19 protein-coding genes are annotated in these 17,001 nt (G+C 50.9%); 13 read left to right on the top strand and 6 right to left on the bottom strand.

All coding sequences use genetic code 11. The annotated features are described in order from the left end of the window. The first annotated feature begins 69 nt into the window (after positions 1 to 69). Positions 70 to 477, top strand: coding sequence for a lactoylglutathione lyase (gene gloA, locus OGY04_RS06865; protein WP_003832762.1), 408 nt, complete (start codon positions 70 to 72; stop codon positions 475 to 477). A gap of 95 nt (positions 478 to 572) precedes the next feature. Then, positions 573 to 1,220 carry a ribonuclease T gene (gene rnt, locus OGY04_RS06870; RefSeq protein ID WP_003029200.1) on the top strand — a complete coding sequence of 216 codons (648 nt, stop codon included), beginning with the start codon at positions 573 to 575 and terminating at the stop codon, positions 1,218 to 1,220. A gap of 53 nt (positions 1,221 to 1,273) precedes the next feature. On the opposite strand, the gene grxD is transcribed toward rnt, so the two are convergent. Then, positions 1,274 to 1,621, bottom strand: coding sequence for a monothiol glutaredoxin 4 (gene grxD / locus OGY04_RS06875; protein ID WP_003832760.1), 348 nt, complete (start codon positions 1,619 to 1,621; stop codon positions 1,274 to 1,276). Between the two features lie 334 nt (positions 1,622 to 1,955). Here grxD and OGY04_RS06880 point away from each other — a divergent pair, with 334 nt between their 5' ends. Further along, positions 1,956 to 2,786, top strand: a complete 831-nt coding sequence (locus OGY04_RS06880; RefSeq protein WP_079933979.1) for a C40 family peptidase — start codon at positions 1,956 to 1,958, stop codon at positions 2,784 to 2,786. 127 nt (positions 2,787 to 2,913) lie between these two features. Then, on the top strand, positions 2,914 to 3,495 hold the full coding sequence (gene sodB / locus OGY04_RS06885) for a superoxide dismutase [Fe] (RefSeq protein ID WP_286585029.1): 582 nt from the start codon (positions 2,914 to 2,916) through the stop codon (positions 3,493 to 3,495). Between the two features lie 39 nt (positions 3,496 to 3,534). Here the strand turns inward: sodB and OGY04_RS06890 are convergent, their stop codons facing one another. Together OGY04_RS06890 and cydH are read right to left on the bottom strand one after the other, a co-directional pair. Then, on the bottom strand, positions 3,535 to 4,704 hold the full coding sequence (locus OGY04_RS06890) for an MFS transporter (protein ID WP_008784665.1): 1,170 nt from the start codon (positions 4,702 to 4,704) through the stop codon (positions 3,535 to 3,537). 175 nt (positions 4,705 to 4,879) lie between these two features. After that, complete coding sequence (gene cydH / locus OGY04_RS06895) at positions 4,880 to 4,969, bottom strand: cytochrome bd-I accessory subunit CydH (protein WP_003029209.1); 90 nt, start codon at positions 4,967 to 4,969, stop codon at positions 4,880 to 4,882. A 297-nt stretch (positions 4,970 to 5,266) separates the two neighbouring features. Between cydH and purR the strand changes: the two genes are divergently transcribed. Further along, positions 5,267 to 6,292: an HTH-type transcriptional repressor PurR gene (gene purR, locus OGY04_RS06900; RefSeq protein ID WP_003832757.1), complete on the top strand. Its 1,026-nt coding sequence runs from the start codon at positions 5,267 to 5,269 to the stop codon at positions 6,290 to 6,292. Here the strand turns inward: purR and punR are convergent. Further along, positions 6,289 to 7,221, bottom strand: a complete 933-nt coding sequence (gene punR / locus OGY04_RS06905) for a DNA-binding transcriptional activator PunR (protein WP_003029215.1) — start codon at positions 7,219 to 7,221, stop codon at positions 6,289 to 6,291. The two genes, purR and punR, sit on opposite strands and share 4 nt — an antisense overlap. A gap of 112 nt (positions 7,222 to 7,333) precedes the next feature. Between punR and punC the strand changes: the two genes are divergently transcribed. Together punC and cfa are read left to right on the top strand one after the other, a co-directional pair. Then, complete coding sequence (gene punC / locus OGY04_RS06910) at positions 7,334 to 8,539, top strand: purine nucleoside transporter PunC (RefSeq protein ID WP_286585160.1); 1,206 nt, start codon at positions 7,334 to 7,336, stop codon at positions 8,537 to 8,539. A gap of 290 nt (positions 8,540 to 8,829) precedes the next feature. Continuing rightward, positions 8,830 to 9,978, top strand: a complete 1,149-nt coding sequence (cfa, locus tag OGY04_RS06915; protein WP_008784662.1) for a cyclopropane fatty acyl phospholipid synthase — start codon at positions 8,830 to 8,832, stop codon at positions 9,976 to 9,978. Between the two features lie 41 nt (positions 9,979 to 10,019). On the opposite strand, the gene OGY04_RS06920 is transcribed toward cfa, so the two are convergent. Next, positions 10,020 to 10,667 carry a riboflavin synthase gene (locus OGY04_RS06920; RefSeq protein ID WP_003832752.1) on the bottom strand — a complete coding sequence of 216 codons (648 nt, stop codon included), beginning with the start codon at positions 10,665 to 10,667 and terminating at the stop codon, positions 10,020 to 10,022. A gap of 217 nt (positions 10,668 to 10,884) precedes the next feature. On the opposite strand from OGY04_RS06920, the gene mdtK reads away from it, so the two are divergent. Continuing rightward, positions 10,885 to 12,258, top strand: coding sequence for a multidrug efflux MATE transporter MdtK (gene mdtK, locus OGY04_RS06925; RefSeq protein ID WP_008784661.1), 1,374 nt, complete (start codon positions 10,885 to 10,887; stop codon positions 12,256 to 12,258). A gap of 36 nt (positions 12,259 to 12,294) precedes the next feature. Here the strand turns inward: mdtK and OGY04_RS06930 are convergent, their stop codons facing one another. Further along, on the bottom strand, positions 12,295 to 12,993 hold the full coding sequence (locus OGY04_RS06930) for an RluA family pseudouridine synthase (RefSeq protein ID WP_057067234.1): 699 nt from the start codon (positions 12,991 to 12,993) through the stop codon (positions 12,295 to 12,297). A 123-nt stretch (positions 12,994 to 13,116) separates the two neighbouring features. Here OGY04_RS06930 and OGY04_RS06935 point away from each other — a divergent pair, with 123 nt between their 5' ends. The 5 genes from OGY04_RS06935 to OGY04_RS06955 all read left to right on the top strand — a co-directional run bounded on the left by OGY04_RS06935 (position 13,117) and on the right by OGY04_RS06955 (position 16,660). Continuing rightward, complete coding sequence (locus OGY04_RS06935) at positions 13,117 to 13,908, top strand: PhzF family phenazine biosynthesis protein (protein ID WP_103285143.1); 792 nt, start codon at positions 13,117 to 13,119, stop codon at positions 13,906 to 13,908. Positions 13,909 to 13,944: 36 nt separating this feature from the next. Next, a complete protein-coding gene (locus OGY04_RS06940; protein ID WP_057067232.1) occupies positions 13,945 to 14,253 on the top strand; it encodes a monooxygenase in 309 nt (102 codons plus the stop codon). Positions 14,254 to 14,499: 246 nt separating this feature from the next. After that, positions 14,500 to 14,895: a RidA family protein gene (locus tag OGY04_RS06945; RefSeq protein ID WP_071446507.1), complete on the top strand. Its 396-nt coding sequence runs from the start codon at positions 14,500 to 14,502 to the stop codon at positions 14,893 to 14,895. A gap of 27 nt (positions 14,896 to 14,922) precedes the next feature. Next, positions 14,923 to 15,891, top strand: a complete 969-nt coding sequence (locus OGY04_RS06950; protein WP_071446508.1) for a threo-3-hydroxy-L-aspartate ammonia-lyase — start codon at positions 14,923 to 14,925, stop codon at positions 15,889 to 15,891. 127 nt (positions 15,892 to 16,018) lie between these two features. Then, the gene (locus OGY04_RS06955) at positions 16,019 to 16,660 is read left to right on the top strand and encodes a helix-turn-helix transcriptional regulator (RefSeq protein ID WP_057067229.1); all 642 of its coding nucleotides are present in this window, start codon (positions 16,019 to 16,021) and stop codon (positions 16,658 to 16,660) included. The last annotated feature ends 341 nt before the right edge of the window (positions 16,661 to 17,001 follow it).

Consider the following 17,001-nt stretch of genomic DNA (forward strand, 5'->3'; position numbering starts at 1 on the left):
GCGGCGTAACAACGCCGCTATACTAAAACAACATTTTGAATGTATTAGCCATTTTCGAAGGGGAAAAAGATGCGTTTACTCCATACCATGCTGCGCGTGGGTGACCTGCAGCGTTCCATCGAGTTTTATACCAACGTGCTGGGCATGAAGCTGCTGCGTACCAGCGAAAACCCTGAATACAAGTACTCTCTGGCTTTTGTCGGCTACGGTCCTGAAACCAGTGAAGCAGTAATCGAACTGACCTATAACTGGGGTGTCGACAAGTATGATCTGGGTACTGCCTATGGCCATATCGCCCTGAGCGTAGACAACGCGGCTGAAGCCTGTGAACGCATTCGCCAGAATGGCGGTAACGTAACGCGTGAAGCAGGTCCAGTAAAAGGCGGCACCACAGTGATTGCGTTCGTTGAAGATCCGGACGGCTACAAAATTGAGCTGATCGAAGAGAAAGACGCCGGGCGCGGCCTGGGCGATTAATCACCCCCTCGGGCGCAGATCGTCTGTGCCCATAGTTTTATACTCATCATTTTGCCATAATACGCGCTGCAATTTTCCCGTATTAAGAGACCCAGATGTCCGATAACGCTCAACTTTCCGGTCTGTGTGACCGTTTTCGTGGTTTTTATCCTGTCGTCATTGATGTCGAAACCGCAGGGTTCAATGCCAAAACCGATGCGCTGCTTGAGATTGCCGCCATCACACTGAAAATGGATGAACAAGGCTGGCTGATGCCGGACACGACGTTACATTTCCACGTAGAGCCGTTTGAAGGTGCCAATTTGCAACCGGAAGCGCTCGCCTTTAACGGTATTGACCCTAACAATCCGCTACGCGGTGCGGTCAGCGAATATGATGCTCTGCATGCCATCTTCAAAATGGTGCGTAAAGGCATTAAAGACAGCGGCTGCAATCGGGCAATCATGGTGGCGCATAACGCTACGTTCGACCACAGTTTCATGATGGCTGCAGCAGAACGCGCCTCGCTCAAACGTAATCCGTTCCACCCATTTGTAACCTTTGATACGGCGGCATTAAGCGGTCTGTCTCTGGGGCAGACGGTGTTGTCAAAAGCGTGCCTGGCGGCGGGAATGGAGTTTGACGGGAATCAGGCGCACTCGGCGCTATATGACACCGAACGCACGGCCGTGCTGTTTTGCGAAATCGTTAACCGCTGGAAACGTCTCGGCGGTTGGCCTCTTCCCGTGCCTGAAGAAGCGTAACGGCGACATAAAAAAAGCGACCATTTCAGGTCGCTTTTTTACTTCTGCTGGTATTACTCAGCGTCCGGCTCTTCGGTTTTGTATTTCGCTGCTGTTTCTTTAATCAGCTGCTGTAACTCACCGCGCTGGTACATTTCGATCAAAATGTCACAACCGCCAACCAGCTCACCATCAACCCACAGTTGCGGGAAGGTCGGCCAGTTTGCGTATTTCGGCAGTTCGGCGCGAATATCCGGGTTCTGCAGAATATCAACGTAAGCAAAGCGTTCACCACAGGCTGACAGCGCCTGCACAGCCTGTGCGGAGAAACCGCAGCTTGGCAGTTTAGGGGAACCTTTCATGTACAGGAGAATCGGGTTTTCAGCGATCTGGCGCTGGATTTTTTCGATAGTGGTGCTCATTATCTTGCTTCCTTAAACTTCTTTTACGGCAGTAGTCTGACATTGTAACGGGTCAGACAGGCAACGGAAAATAACATTTTCATTACGCGTTATTATTTTATCCCCTGACGCTAAAAGTTGCATTCACAATCTCACTTATCCCCTTCAAACATGTGGATTTGATTATCTGTTCACCAATTCTATCTCTATTTGCTGTTTTTTTTTGCGGTCGGTTACGAAACGCAGTTTTAAACTAAAAAAGCTATTAACTTTCCCTCTTTCTATAGATTAGAATCGTCAAGTTTTGAAAATCACACGCAGGCACGATAGACCTGCCTTACCAGAGGACTGCTCAGTGGCGCGGATAAACCGAATCTCGATCACGCTCTGTGCTTTACTTTTTACTACACTGCCCTTTACGCCTATGGCTCATGCTTCCAAGCAGGCCAGGACGACACCTACCAATTCTCACACCATCAAAACGGTAGATAAAAAGAAAAGCGCAACAACCAGCCAAAAAACAACAAAGACCAGTAAGAAAACGGCGACAAAAACCACCAGCAAAACCAGCACCAAAACCGCTTCCTCTTCTAAAAAACGCACTGCCACTCCGGCAAAGTCGACTAAAACTGCAAATCGCCGTAGTAAAACTGCCGCAGCACAAACCGCAGCCGTTACCTGGACGGAAAAATGCACACCGCGCAAAGGTCATAAACCACGCTGCGTGAAGGTGAAAACCACTGCACCGACTACGCTTGCTGATGCACATAAAGTGAAAGTGCAGAAAGCGACTAAAACCGCTATGTCTACCTTGATGAACCAAATCGGCAAACCTTATCGTTGGGGCGGCTCCTCGCCAAGAACCGGGTTTGACTGCAGCGGTCTGGTTTATTACGCCTATAAAGATCTGGTGAAGTTCCGCATTCCGCGTACCGCGAATGAAATGTACCATCTGCGTGATGCCGCACCAATTGAACGTGGCGAACTGAAAAATGGTGATCTGGTATTCTTTCGTACCCAGGGTCGCGGAACAGCCGATCACGTCGGCGTCTACGTCGGCAACGGTAAGTTTATTCAGTCACCGCGCAGCGGGCAGGAAATTCAAATCACCTCTCTGAGCGAAGATTACTGGCAGCGCCACTATGTGGGCGCTCGTCGGGTAATGACGCCAAAAACAATTCGCTAAAAACTTACCCTACAGAACATGCTGTAGGGTAAGTTCTTCTTTTGCATAACCTTTCAATTTGCTACCCTATCCTTACTCACAATGAGGCTATTGTGTGTACTCAATATAAATAATAAGGAGAGAAGCAATGTCGTTTGAATTACCTGCATTACCGTATGCCAAAGATGCTCTTGCACCGCACATTTCTGCCGAAACGCTGGAATATCACTATGGCAAACACCATCAAACCTACGTGACCAATCTGAACAATCTGATTAAAGGCACGGCGTTTGAAGGCAAATCACTGGAAGAGATCGTTCGTAGCTCTGAAGGCGGTGTATTCAATAACGCAGCACAAGTATGGAACCACACGTTCTACTGGAACTGCCTGGCACCAAACGCAGGTGGTGAACCGATCGGTAAACTGGCTGATGCAATCGCCGCTTCCTTTGGCAGCTTTGCAGATTTCAAAGCGCAGTTCACCGATGCCGCTATCAAAAACTTCGGTTCTGGCTGGACCTGGCTGGTTAAAGGAACGGATGGCAAACTGGCTATCGTCTCCACCTCCAACGCAGGTACTCCGCTGACTACCGACGCGACGCCGCTGATGACCGTTGACGTATGGGAACACGCCTACTACATCGATTATCGCAATGCTCGTCCTGGCTACCTGGAACATTTCTGGGCACTGGTGAACTGGGAATTTGTTGCGAAGAACTTCGCAGCATAAAAAAGATAACGCAGAAGGACTTCCTTCTGCGTTTTTGCATTAATTCGCGGTAGTGAAAGCCTCTTCAGGCTGTCTTCTTGCGGAAATGAACACCAGCAGCAGCGCAAGACCCGCCACAATCGCCCCCATTACCGGCACAAAACTGTAGCCCAGGCCGCCAGATATTACCGCCCCACCGGCCGCAGCCCCCAGAGCGTTCCCCAGATTAAACGCGCCAATATTGACTGACGATGATAATCCAGGTGCTTCGCTGGCAACGCGCATCACACGCATCTGCAACGGTGGAACGACCGCAAACGTCGCCGCGCCCCAGACCACCATACTGACCGCCGCTCCCAGCTCATTACGCGCAAGGAAAGGAATGGCCAGCATAATAACCATCAGCAGCAGCAAAAAGCCTTTCAGCGTACCGTTGACTGAACGGTCAGCCAGTTTGCCGCCAAAATAGTTACCGATCGAGAAGCCAACGCCTATCAACACCAGCATGCCGGTAACAAATGCCGGTGTAGCATGAGTGATAGTATGCAGAACCGGCGAGATGTAGGTATACAGCGTGAACATCGCCCCAGCACCCAGTACGGTAGTCAGTAACGCCGACAGCACCTGCGGGCGCATAAGTACCGCCAGTTCGCTACGGACATCCGGGCGCTCTCCTGCTCCACCCTTGGGTAATGAGAAGAACAGGCTGACCATCGCAATGACACCCAGCCCCGCAGTGGCCATAAACGACATGCGCCAACCGATGGTTTCACCAAGCCAGGTCGCCGCCGGAACGCCGCCAATATTGGCGATGGTTAACCCCATAAACATCGTTGCCACAGCGCTGGCCTGCTTATGTTTGGGTACCACACTGGCTGCAACCACAGAACCGAGACCAAAAAAGGCTCCATGATTAAGACTGGTCAAAATACGCGATAGCATCAGCGTGGTGTAATCCGGCGAGATAGCCGAAAGCACATTACCCAGCGTGAAAATCGCCATCAGGAATATCAAAGCATTACGTCGCGCACGATGAGACAGCAGCAATGTCATCAGCGGTGCACCTACCATCACACCTACCGCATAAGCGCTGATCAGCATGCCAGCCGCCGGAATCGAGACGTCCACACCTTTAGCAATGACGGGCAATAACCCCATTGGCGAAAACTCGGTGGTGCCAATACCAAACGCCCCGATTGCCAGCGCCAGTAAAGGGTAATTGATTTTCATATTTCGACTCCGTATCGTCGAGCCGTGGCACGACATAAAATAAGAGTCAAAAGCATGACATTGATCGCAAAATTAATAAAGTTAACAAAACTGCAAAAGACTTTTGCTTATTCGCAAACAATAGAGGGGAAAAACGAATCGAAGAGATGAGGGAGAGCTAACTCCCTCGGGGAAATCAATGCAGCGCTGCGGTCAGACCACCCGCGACGATCAATCCCAGAACAATAATGGTAGTCACTAACGAAAATTTCAGATCGGTGCTCATCAAGTTTTCTCCTTTTTATTCCCACACAAAAAGTGATATTGCGCATTTTTACACACTTGAAAGCAAAAATCTCTCACGATTTATATTGATAACTGCTTTTAACTCTTCCCCTTTTCGTTAAGATCAGACAAAATTCCACGCTTACTTGATTAGCGTACCGGCCATTGACCCCTTCCTGACGTTCCGTGTCGTTTTCCCGGCGTGCCGCAACCCTTACGTTGCGATAAGGGTGTGTAAAGGCAAACGTTTACCTGGAGTATTCTCAGGAGCTTAGGATATGGTCTGGAGTGAGATGTAATGGCAACAATTAAAGATGTAGCGAAGCGAGCAAACGTTTCCACTACAACCGTATCACACGTAATTAACAAGACGCGCTTTGTCGCGGAAGAAACACGTAATGCTGTCTGGGCAGCAATCAAAGAACTGCACTATTCTCCGAGCGCAGTTGCCCGCAGCCTGAAGGTAAATCACACCAAGTCTATCGGCTTGCTGGCGACCAGCAGCGAAGCGGCCTATTTCGCCGAAATTATCGAAGCCGTTGAGAAAAACTGTTTCCAGAAAGGCTATACCCTGATCTTGGGTAACGCATGGAACAGTCTCGAAAAACAGCAGGCTTATCTGTCGATGATGGCGCAAAAGCGCGTTGATGGTTTGCTGGTGATGTGTTCTGAGTATCCGGAGTCGCTGCTTTCTATGCTCGAAGAGTATCGCCATATCCCGATGGTCGTCATGGACTGGGGCGAAGCAAAAGCCGACTTTACCGACACAGTCATTGATAACGCCTTCGAAGGCGGTTACATGGCGGGCCGGTATCTGGTAGAACGCGGTCATCGTGAGATTGGCGTGATCCCTGGCCCAATGGAACGTAACACCGGGGCTGGGCGTCTGGCTGGCTTTATGAAAGCGATGGAAGAAGCGCTGATTAAAGTGCCTGAAAACTGGATTGTTCAGGGCGATTTTGAGCCTGAATCCGGCTACCGCGCCATGCAGCAAATTCTGTCGCAGTCTCATCGTCCGACCGCGGTCTTCTGCGGTGGCGATATTATGGCAATGGGTGCGCTGTGCGCCGCTGACGAAATGGGGCTGCGCGTACCGCAGGATGTCTCACTCATCGGCTACGACAACGTGCGCAACGCCCGCTTCTTCACGCCGGCCTTGACGACCATTCACCAGCCGAAGGATTCACTGGGTGAAACGGCCTTCAACATGCTGTTAGACCGTATCGTGAATAAACGTGAAGAGTCACAGTCTATCGAGGTGCATCCGCGCCTGGTTGAGCGTCGCTCCGTTGCCGACGGTCCGTTCCGCGATTACCGCCGTTAAGCCTGTTGTGCGGGAGTCTCATCTGGCTCCCGCAGCCATTCCTTGTTCAACGTTTCACTATCCCCTAAATAGTCCAGCAGCCAACTCAATGCCGGTGACGTATCGTTCTGCTGCCATGTCAGACAACATGCGGCATCAGGAAAGGGGTTCTCCAGTTGCAGCGCAACCCATTTACCACTATCGATCCACGGCTTGGCAAAATGCGTCGGTACCATGCCCACGCACAATCCCGCGGACAAACAGGTCGCAGAAGATTCCCAGTCCGGCACGACGACGCGCTTTTGGTTGTCCAGCAGCCAGGTAATACGCTTCGGCAATGTTCGGGAGGTATCTTCGCGCACCAGTGACGGCCAGTTGCGCAACGTGTCATCACTTAACGGTCCGGGCATTGACGCCAGTGGGTGATGACTGGCTACCACGCAGCTCCAGCTCAGCATTCCCATATCGCGGAAGGTATAGCGCCCCCCGACCGGAATGGCCTGTGTGGCCCCGATGGCCAGCTCCACACGCCCATCAGACAGTGCGTCCCACACGCCGTTAAACACTTCCTGAAAAACTAACAACTCCACATCATCAAAGTGACGGTAGAAATCCACGATCATCTGTCGGGTACGATCCGGGCGGACAATGTTATCGACGGCGATCGCCAGCTGTCCGCGCCAGCCGTTGGCAATTTGCTGACATTGCTGGCGCGTGATCTGCATTTTTTTGATAACAGAACGGCCTTCTTTTAAAAACCATGCCCCGGCAGGCGTTAATTCCACATCCCGATGGCGTCGCTCAAAAAGTGGCACCGCCAGCCACTCTTCCAGCTGGCGCACGGTGTAGCTTACCGCCGAAGGTACACGGTGCAGCTCCTGCGCGGCCGAACTAAAACTGCCGTTACGCGCAACCGCATCAACCACTTCAAGTGAATATTCCGACCACATATTCTGCCTGCAAAAAATTTGAAATCAGTAAGCAAATATTAGCGTTTCACAGCGAGAATTACACTCACTACACTCAGCGGCATTGTTCTACTGCTAAAAAAGAGAAATGATGATGCAACCTGGGAAAGGGTTTTTAGTCTGGCTGGCAGGTCTTAGCGTGCTCGGTTTTCTGGCAACGGATATGTATCTACCCGCCTTTGCTGCTATTCAGTCCGATCTGCAAACACCTGCATCTGCCGTCAGCGCCAGCCTGAGCTTGTTCTTAGCGGGGTTTGCCGTCGCGCAACTGCTGTGGGGGCCGCTTTCTGACCACTATGGTCGCAAGCCTATTTTGCTGCTGGGTTTATCTATCTTCGCTCTGGGCAGTCTGGGCATGCTATGGGTTGAAAACGCCACTGGTTTGCTGCTGCTGCGATTTGTTCAGGCCGTTGGCGTCTGTGCGGCGTCGGTTATCTGGCAAGCGCTGGTTACCGATTATTATCCTTCACAAAAAGTAAACCGCATCTTTGCCACTATTATGCCGCTGGTCGGGTTATCTCCTGCACTCGCCCCGCTTTTAGGCAGTTGGATCCTGGTACATTTTTCCTGGCAGGCCATTTTTGCAACTCTGTTTGCCATTACTCTGATTCTGATGCTTCCGGCTCTGCGTCTAAAGCCAACGGCTAAAGCGCGCGATGACAGCCAGGATAAACTGACTTTCGCCACCTTGCTGCGCTCGAAAACTTACCGTGGAAACGTGCTAATTTATGCCGCCTGTTCCGCGAGCTTTTTCGCATGGCTGACGGGTTCCCCGTTCATCCTCAGCGAAATGGGTTATAGCCCAGCGGTAATTGGTCTGAGCTATGTTCCGCAAACTATCGCCTTCTTAATTGGTGGTTACGGCTGTCGTGCAGCGCTGCAAAAATGGCAGGGTCGTCAGCTGCTACCCTGGTTACTCATTCTGTATGCCTTCAGCGTTGTAGGCACCTGGGCGACCGGCTTTATTCATCATGTTGCATTGGCTGAAATCCTGATCCCATTCTGCGTTATGGCGATTGCGAACGGCGCAATCTACCCTATCGTTGTCGCGCAGGCATTACGCCCTTTCCCACAGGCCACGGGACGCGCAGCCGCATTGCAGAATACGCTGCAACTGGGTTTATGTTTCCTGGCAAGCCTTGTCGTTTCCTGGTTGATTGCCACCCCACTGCTCACCACCACCAGCGTTATGCTGACAACAGTATTGCTGGCTGCTGTGGGTTACAAAATGCAGTCGCAGAAAACTGACGCCCCGCAAACAGATGATCGTGCGCAAGTTGCCCACAGAGAGTCGCACTAATAATGGTTGCGGGCATTTAGTTAGCCCGCTAACAATTATTGGTTGAATCGTCAAAAATTCAGGCATATACTGATTTTCAGTTGTTAAAAAAACGATAATTTTAATGCGTTAACGGGGACAAGAACGTTCCCGTTTTACCACGGATGGCCTTTTCGGCAAGGGTTTCTCCCTTCCTCTGTTCTACGTCGGATTATAGATTCGCGGATTAATTCCGTGAGATTTCTCACAAAGCCCAAAAAAGCGTCTACGCTGTTTTAAGGTTCTGATCACCGACCAGTGATGGAGAAGCTATGAGTTCATCATGTATAGAAGACGTCAGCGTACCGGATGATGACTGGTACCGCATTACTAATGAATTATTGAGCCGTGCAGGCATTGCCATTAATGGCAATGCACCGGCTGATATTCGAGTAAAGAACCCCGATTTTTTCAAACGCGTATTGCAGGAAGGATCGTTAGGGTTGGGTGAAAGTTATATGGATGGCTGGTGGGAATGCGACCGGCTGGACATGTTTTTTAGTAAAGTCTTGCGCGCCGGTCTTGAAAACCAACTCCCCCGCCACTTTAAAGATACGCTACGTATCGCCACGGCTCGCCTGTTCAATTTACAGACCAAAAAACGTGCGTGGATGGTCGGCAAAGAACATTACGATTTGGGCAACGATCTCTTTACCCGCATGCTTGACCCCTATATGCAGTATTCCTGCGCCTACTGGAAAGATGCCAACACTCTGGAATCTGCCCAGCAGGCGAAGCTCAAAATGATTGCTGAAAAATTGCAACTGAAGCCAGGAATGCGGGTGCTTGATATTGGCTGTGGCTGGGGTGGTTTATCCCAGTTTATGGCATCGCAATATGGCGTGAGCGTGGTGGGTGTGACCATTTCGGCAGAACAGCAGAAAATGGCACAGGAACGTTGCGCTGGGCTGGATGTCACCATTTTGCTGCAGGATTATCGCGACCTGAACGACAAATTCGACCGCATTGTCTCCGTCGGCATGTTTGAACATGTTGGACCGAAGAACTACGCCACCTATTTTGAGGTGGTCGATCGTAATTTAAAACCGGATGGTCTCTTTTTACTGCATAGCATCGGCTCCAAAAAGACCGACAATAACGTTGATCCGTGGATCAATAAGTATATCTTCCCAAACGGGTGTTTGCCGTCAGTTCGCCAGATTGCCAACGCCAGCGAACCACATTTTGTGATGGAGGACTGGCATAATTTTGGCGCGGATTACGACACGACGCTGATGGCATGGCACGAGCGTTTCATGAGCTCCTGGCCTGAAATCGCCGATAACTACACCGAACGTTTCAAGCGGATGTTCAGCTATTATCTGAACGCCTGCGCCGGGGCGTTTCGTGCTCGAGATATTCAGCTATGGCAGGTGGTCTTTTCCCGCGGTGTTGAACACGGTCTGCGCGTTCCCCGCTAATCGTTTTCGCCCCCGTAGCAACGGGGGCTTTACTCTCAGGCTTAGGCTCCCGCTTCGCCCGTTATGTTGCTGATGGCGCTTTCACGCGCCGCCAGGACACGCTCAACGGTATCAACCACCGCCTGCGTTTGGGGATCGATTTCGATATTAACCCGTGCGCCCAGCTTTTTCTTGCCAAGCGTCGTACGCTCCAGCGTTTCCGGGATCAAATGTACACAGAAACGCGTCGGCGTCACTTCACCGACCGTCAGACTGATACCGTCAATACCAATAAATCCTTTGTACAGGATATATTTCATCAGCGACGGATCCTGGACTTTAAACCACACCTGACGGTTATTCTCCGAGGTCAGAATTTTCGACACTTCGGCAGTGGTCATAATATGGCCCGACATTAAATGTCCGCCAATCTCATCACTGAATTTTGCCGCACGTTCAACGTTAACCAAATCTCCAACCTTCAGATCGCCCAGGTTGGTGATACGCAGCGTTTCTTTCATCAGGTCGAAGCTTATCTGGTTACCGTTAATTTCGGTGACCGTCAGGCAGCATCCATTGTGGGCAACCGATGCGCCGGTCTCCAGCGCATCCAGCATATATTCAGGCAACTCCACAACATGCGTACGAAAATTCGGTTTTTCATCAATGGACACCAATTTTGCGGTGCCCTGCACAATACCCGTGAACATACTTCCTACTCCTGAACTCAATTAAGACATCTCTGCACAGCACAATAGCAGGTGGAAATTCAGGTTGCCAGCAATGCGCCACCAGCGCCTGTTTTTTCACTGGAGAATTACGTATTCCTCGCTACAATAGACTGAAATTTCCCCTGCTTTTTCTCCTTGCTGCCATATAAGGCGGCTTTTTTAGTCTCTCAAATAACAACAATATAGTGGTGTACACGTGCAAAAGTATGTAAGTGAAGCGCGTCAGTTATTAGCTCTGGCAATTCCGGTGATTCTTGCGCAAATCGCTCAAACCGCAATGGGATTCGTTGATACCGTCATGGCGGGCGGATACAGCGCGACGGATATGGCGGCAGTCGCCATTGGTACGTCCATCTGGCTACCGGCCATTCTGTTTGGTCACGGACTACTGCTGGCGTTGACGCCGGTAATTGCGCAACTCAATGGTTCCGGACGCCGCGACCGTATCGCCCATCAAATACGTCAGGGATTCTGGCTGGCGGGCAGCGTCTCCGTGCTGATTATGGTTGTGCTATGGAACGCGGGGTACATTATTCGCTCCATGCATAACATCGACCCGGCGCTGGCAGATAAAGCCGTTGGCTACCTGCGTGCCCTGCTGTGGGGCGCACCGGGTTATCTGTTCTTCCAGGTAGCCCGTAACCAGTGCGAAGGATTAGCCAAGACTAAACCGGCGATGGTGATGGGATTTCTCGGCCTGCTGGTGAACATTCCGGTTAACTATGTTTTCATCTATGGGCATTTAGGCATGCCGGAACTGGGTGGCGTGGGTTGTGGTGTGGCAACAGCAGCGGTTTACTGGGTGATGTTTATCGCCATGCTCTCTTACATCAAACGTGCGCGTTCAATGCGAGATATCCGTAATGAGCGTGGTTTCCAGAAACCTGACACCGCAGTAATGAAGCGTCTGGTACAGCTGGGTTTACCTATCGCGCTGGCGTTATTTTTCGAAGTGACGTTGTTTGCGGTGGTCGCGCTGCTGGTTTCTCCACTGGGGATTGTCGACGTAGCCGGACACCAAATCGCACTGAACTTCAGCTCGTTAATGTTCGTCCTGCCAATGTCTCTGGCTGCCGCCGTCACCATTCGTGTCGGTTATCGTCTGGGCCAGGGTTCCACGCTGGATGCGCAAACCGCAGCCAGAACGGGTCTGGGTGTTGGTGTGTGCATGGCGGTCGTAACAGCGATTTTCACCGTGACATTCCGCGAGCATATTGCCCTGCTCTATAACAATAACCCGGAAGTTGTCGCCCTGGCGGCTCAGCTCATGTTACTGGCCGCTGTGTATCAAATTTCGGACTCTATCCAGGTTATTGGCAGCGGGATCCTGCGTGGTTATAAAGATACGCGTTCCATTTTCTTTATTACCTTTACGGCATACTGGGTGCTGGGCCTGCCGAGCGGTTATATTCTGGCGCTTACCGATCTGGTAGTTGACCGGATGGGACCGGCGGGATTCTGGATGGGCTTTATTATCGGCCTGACCTCTGCGGCGATACTGATGATGCTGCGGATGCGGTTTCTACAACGCCAGCCGTCAGCGGTTATTTTACAACGCGCTGCGCGATAACTTCATAAAAGCCGCCGCCAGGCGGCTTTTTTCGCCTCAAAAGGGGCTGGCGTTTTTGGCGTTCATCCACGCTTCACTAATGGGATGCCTGAAATGCAGTTCACTGGCATGCAGCATCAGCCGTGGCGTTTGTTCAGTCCCCGGCAGCAGACGTCCACCGTACAGATCGCACCCCAAAATAGGATGTCCCAACTGCTGACAATGGATCCGTAGTTGATGGGTGCGCCCGGTTTCAGGGGTCAGTTGTACCCGCGTCAAGGGGAGCAACGTCCCCTCTTCCTGACGATGATAAAAACGCTCGACAACCTGATAGCGCGAGCGCGCGGGTTTGCCGTTGAGAGCACAAATCGACATCAATGGAAACAGCGCCGGGTCTTTGGCAATTGCGGCGTCGATAACCCCTTCGTCGTTTTCCAGATGTCCGCATAACAGCGCACTGTACACCTTAGTGATCGTCCGCTGGCTAAACTGCTGGCAAAGCGCGGCGTTGATAGCCTTGTTACGAGCGACCACCATCAGCCCAGAGGTGCCGAAATCAAGCCGATGTACCAGCGTGCAGCCAGGGTAAATCTGTACCAGCCGGTGATGTACCGAATCGAGATTCTGCGGATTTTTGCCCGACAGGCTAAGCAACCCGCTGGGTTTATTGATGAGCACCAGATGCTCGTCCTGATAGAGGGTCTCTATCTCGTCATGGCAAGGCGGGGCAATAAAGGTATCGAAGATCGTAGACATCAGGCGGCCAGAATGAGGTGTGGGAACGGATGATAACGAATTTTCACCACAGTGGCGAATCTGAGCATTGACCCAATGGCTGGCATGGTAGAGTGTGATTTATCCTGATGAGAGGGTTACTCTGTGCAACAAATCGATTTTTACATGGTGGATGCCTTTACCACCACGACATTTGGCGGTAATGCCGCAGCAGTCTGTCCGCTCACGGACTGGTTGCCCGATGAAACATTATTAAAGATGGCGCAGCAGCATAACCAGTCAGAAACCGCTTTTTTTGTCGCCAATGAGAATGGCTTTGAGCTGCGTTGGTTTACCACTCAGGGTGAAATTAATCTGTGTGGGCATGCCACGCTTGCCGCCGCGCATGTCATCTTTGAACATCTGGATTACCCGGATACCAAAATCCAATTTGCTACCCGCTTTGTGGGACCGCTGACGGTCACGCGCTGCGGTGAATGGCTGACGCTTGATTTTCCAGCCTGGCAAAGCGAATCTGCCGTGCCGCCCGCTTTACTGCTGGAAACATTAGGCATCACCGAATACAAAGAGATGCGTGTGGCACGCGATTACATGGTGGTGCTGGAAAATCAACAGCAGGTTGAGGCTGTGCGCCCAAACATCCACGCCATGATTCCGCTGGGGAAAATGGTATGCATCACCGCGCCGGGTGACGGGGAATACGATTTTGTCAGCCGTTTCTTCTGCCCGGGCGAAGCCGTCGCGGAAGACCCGGTCACAGGCTCGGCACATAGCATGCTGATCCCTTACTGGGCTGGAAAACTGAATAAAACACAGATGCTGGCACGCCAGGTCTCTGAACGCGGCGGGGATTTACGCTGTCAGTTAGCAGGAACGCGTGTATATATCAGTGGGCAGGCGATAACTTATCTGACCGGTAAAGTGCTGTTGCGCTAGCAGCCTTACCCAAAATAACCAATCCATGGAGGATTTATGTCGAACAAACTCGTGCAGATACACTTTGATTTTCATGGTCCGTTTGGGGCTGAGATGTCGAATCAGCTCGTTGAACTGGCCGAATCAATCAACCAGGAGCCGGGGTTCATCTGGAAAATCTGGACCGAGAACGAAGCAAATCACGAAGCGGGAGGCATCTACCTGTTCCAGGACGAAGACACCGCTCAGGCCTATATCAAAAAGCATACCGCCCGCCTGAAGCACCTGGGTGTGGAGGAAGTAACGTTCAAAATCTTCGATATCAATGAACCGCTAAGTAAAATTAACCACGGTCATATCAGCTAAACTTTTGCCTTAGACGCCCCCCCGGGGGCATTTCTTCATTTCCCCCCGGCTTTCCCCATTTCAACAGCGATATCCCCCTCACCGCTCCAGGACAGTGATTTAGCCTGGGCCACGTTTGCAGTAGTTCACAAAATCAGCGTTAGCGAAAACTATCGCTGGCCGAACGAACTATGAAGGAGTATAAAATAATACAAACAGTATTATTTTATACAAAATGAATCACAAACTGCGACTGGAGATTCTCATATGACCGCGGACATTACACTGAACTCATCTTCTGGAAGCTTCCAGCCAGCAGGTCATTACTCGCACAGTACAACGGCTGGCGGATTCGTCTTCATTTCCGGGCAATTGCCGGTCACTTTCGACGGTGAGAAAAAAGCGGATGCCTCTTTTGAAGATCAAACCCGGCTGGTACTCAAGAATATTGATGCTTGTCTGGCTGGTGCTGGGGCATCACGTCAGCATCTGGTGTCTGTTCGCGTCTATGTGACGGATATGAACCAGTGGCCGACGTTTAACAAAATCTATGGAGAGTGGATCGGCGATTTCCGTCCATCTCGTGCAGTAGCAGGTGTTGCGGAACTTCATTATGGTTTTGCGCTGGAAGTTGAAGCTATTGCGTTGGCCCCGCAAGCGTGACGTTTAACAACATACAGGTGAACAACAATGACTGAAATGACACTGCCTGATTATAACGATGTTGCCGCTGCGGCAGAGCGCATCGCAGATTATGCTAACAAAACGCCGGTGATGACCTCCCGAACGGTAAATGAAGAATTTGGCGCGGAAGTCTTCTTTAAGTGCGAAAACTTCCAGAGAATGGGCGCCTTCAAATTTCGTGGCGCTATGAATGCGCTACGCCAGTTCACGCCACAACAACGCGCTGCGGGCGTCGTGACGTTTTCCTCCGGCAACCATGCACAGGCCATTGCCCTGTCGGCAAAGTTGTTGGGTATTCCAGCAACAATTATTATGCCGCATGATGCCCCGGCGGCCAAAGTTGCGGCGACGAAAGGCTATGGCGGAAAAGTGGTAACTTACGATCGCTATACTGAAGATCGTGAAAAAATTGGTCGGGACCTGGCGGAGAAACAGGGGTTAACGCTGATCCCCCCTTACGACCATCCGCACGTGATAGCAGGCCAGGGCACCGCCACAAAAGAGCTAATTGAAGAAGTGGGTCAGTTAGACGCTCTTTTCGTGTGTCTGGGCGGTGGCGGCCTGCTCTCAGGATCCGCCCTGGCGGCCAGACATCTGTCTCCTGACTGCATCATCTATGGTGTCGAACCTGAGGCGGGTAACGATGGTCAACAGTCGTTCCGAAGTGGAAAAATAGTTCATATCAATACGCCCAAAACCATTGCTGACGGTGCTCAGACTCAACATCTCGGGAACTATACATTTCAGATTATCCAGCAAAACGTGAACGATATTCTGACTGTTTCAGACGCTGAGTTAATTGCCTCAATGAAATTTATCGCTGAACGCATGAAAATCGTCGTAGAGCCAACCGGGTGTCTGGGTTTTGCTGCCGCCAGAGCGCGTAAAGCTGAGCTTCGCGGCAAGAAAATCGGCATTATCATCAGCGGCGGAAACGTGGATATCAGTCGCTACAGTGAATTTCTGGCCGGATGATAAACAGGGTATCTGCCATGCAGATACCCTACTTTTACTGTCTGTACACTCCCGTCTGGAAAAACGTTCCCAGGTCACTGTAAACTGCTCGCAATCATGGCAACAGACATCACCGCAGGAGACTGGCATGCCAAAAACCGACAATAACTCGCTTCTCAGCCAAATTGATACTATCGCCAGGGGATTGAGTGAGACCTTCTCTCCGTTTTGCGAAGTGGTGGTTCATGACCTCAAAAATCCAGAACATGCCATTTTATCCATCCATAATAATCTTTCCGGACGTCAACCTGGCCAGCCAGCAACCGAGCTTGGCCTGGCGAGAATCGCATCACCTGACTTTCCCAGCATCATTGCGAACTACAGCAATCAGTTTGCCGATGGCCGCCCGGTGAAAAGTACATCGATTGGCATTAAGGACGAAGACGGCAAATACGTAGCGGCACTTTGCCTGAATGTCGATATGACGCTGTTCCGTGGTATGCAGAGTGCTCTTGCGCGTTTTACTGAAACTGAAAATTCCCCCATTAAGGAACATATCGATCCCGGCAGTAATGAAGTCATCCGCCAGCGTATTGATGACTTTGCCGCTAAACGCGCGACGACGGCCCGAGCCCTTAAACCTCAAGACCGTAAGCTGCTGATTCAACAATTACGCCAGGACGGTTTGCTGAACGTACGCAAATCTATGGATACGGTTGCACAGCATCTGGGCGTATCGAGGGCCACCGCCTATCTGTATGCCCGCCAGTCAGCTCAGGGGGGTGAATAAACGGGTTCAGATAGACCACACTTGCCGCGTATAGAATTTTTGTCCTTGATTACCGACACGAAGCGCTCCCGCTACACTAAAGGCGGCTTCGTGCCCGATATAGTTACCCACCAGTAAACAACCAAATCCAGCTGCAGTGAAAAAAATAAACCTTTATTTTCGTGCGTATTTATTGGCACTGAGTAAATAGATGATTTATTTTTGTACATACATAGTGAAATTTAGCTTTACTCAAATAACACACTAGCATTTTTAATGCACCACAGCAGAACAGGTAACAACTAACTCACTGATTTAAAAGAGTTAAAAAGCTATTGAAGTTATTACACCAATAATACCCA

Origin of the sequence: Citrobacter sp. Cpo091 (assembly GCF_030332645.1) — a bacterium.
GTDB classification, from domain to species: domain Bacteria; phylum Pseudomonadota; class Gammaproteobacteria; order Enterobacterales; family Enterobacteriaceae; genus Citrobacter; species Citrobacter portucalensis.